This is a genomic window from Mesorhizobium sp. M2A.F.Ca.ET.037.01.1.1 (assembly GCF_003998075.1).
Lineage (GTDB): Bacteria > Pseudomonadota > Alphaproteobacteria > Rhizobiales > Rhizobiaceae > Mesorhizobium.
Window position 1 is genome coordinate 1 of the sequence record NZ_RZSA01001491.1, and the last position, 1,019, is coordinate 1,019.

General features: G+C 62.5%; 2 protein-coding genes. Both read right to left on the reverse strand.

Annotated elements, in window-relative coordinates:
* Positions 1 to 133: 133 nt before the first annotated feature.
* Positions 134 to 322: a hypothetical protein gene (locus tag EOA27_RS37820; protein ID WP_126082588.1), complete on the reverse strand. Its 189-nt coding sequence runs from the start codon at positions 320 to 322 to the stop codon at positions 134 to 136.
* A 401-nt stretch (positions 323 to 723) separates the two neighbouring features.
* Positions 724 to 1,019 (reverse strand): SDR family oxidoreductase (locus EOA27_RS37825; protein WP_127258898.1); only part of this gene is annotated, 296 nt, incomplete at its 5' end.

Sequence of the window (1,019 nt, forward strand, 5' to 3'; positions counted from 1 at the left end):
GGTCTATACGCTGCAGCAGCAGGCGGACGGCAGTTTCAAGATCACCGGCTGCAGCTTGCGCGCCTCGGCCTCGGTCAGCACCTGAGCAATTCCGGGAAGGCGCGCGACGGCCGGAATTTGGCCGGGCCCACTCTCAATACCGGCGCTGATACAATGTCCAGGCCAGGCCCGAAAGTCCCCAGCTCGTCGAGGCGTCGACACGCTCATAGGCCGACCTGCAGGTCGGCACGGCCTCGACATATTGCGGCTGCCGGTCGATAGGCCCCTCGAGGATCAGCCAGGACGGACGCTCGTCGCATATTTTGTCTAGGGAGACAAACAATGCCTGGCGGCCCAAGGCGTTTGGCAAAATAATCGACGGTCATCACGGTCCGGAATTGCTGGTTGGTGGCGTAATTCGCCGGGCCGTCACGCGTCATTCTGTCCACCATCGCTGCGTAGGATCCCCGCGCGCCGGGCACCCGCAGAACGAGGCCGGCCACCCCGATGACCGCGACGGCCGCTCCAGTCCATTGTTGGACGGCGGCTGCAGGCTCGCGGGAGCCGCTAACACGGCTGGTTTGTGCCCCACCCGACACCGAGGCTTGTTCCGAGACGAGCAAGGTCTGCGCCTTTGCCTGAAATCATCCCGGCAATCTATACAATCGCAGTCGTTTCAAAATGGTTCGCGCCCTCAAGCGGAGGCTTGAGGGTCTCGGGTCGCCTCAGGACATAAACCGGTGTTCAGTAGCGAGCCCGGCCGCCGGACATGTCGAATACCGCGCCCGTGTTGAAGCTGACGGCATCGGAGCAAAGCCACAGCACCAGCGCCGCGACCTCGTCGACGGCGCCAAGGCGCTTGAGCGGACTTGCGCCGATCATGTCGCTGACGACTTGATTGCCAAGTCGCCTGATAAGGTCGGTATCGATCGGCCCCGGCGCGACGCAATTGACGCGAATATCGGTGTCATTAACTTCGCGCGACAAGGCTTTGGTGAAAGCGATGATACCTGCGCTCGCCGCCGAATAGGCTGCAAGAT